The following is a 280-nucleotide window of genomic DNA, read 5'->3' as shown; positions in this document are numbered from 1 at the left end:
ATCACGTTCGGGGAGCATGCGCTAGACGAGAACATTTCGTCGCTAAATAAAGCGTGTTCGATGCGCGACGAGCAGATGAAAGACTCGTCTAAATTTGGTGGCCTTCGACCAATCCTTTGCTCTTATGGCGATGATTTCTACTTCCGAGACGACACTAGCTTCGGCAAGGGCGATCGAGCCAACATTGAGTCGATCGATCCGCAGAATCCAGACTTCTTGCAGTATGCGGCAAAGGACGTAACGTCGTTGCTGTGTATCAAACGTGAGCAGCTGGCACGTG

1 protein-coding gene is annotated in these 280 nt (G+C 51.1%); it reads left to right on the top strand.

Annotated elements, in window-relative coordinates; genetic code table 11:
* Positions 1-60 precede the first annotated feature (60 nt).
* The coding region (locus AC1RO3_RS09150; RefSeq protein ID WP_481764107.1) for a hypothetical protein at positions 61-280 on the top strand (220 nt) is incomplete at its 3' end.

It is taken from the genome of Dellaglioa sp. CoH-57-MRSF-19, from assembly GCF_056781975.1.
Note: the sequence above shows the minus strand (reverse complement) of the source record. Positions and strands in the feature narration are given on the sequence as shown.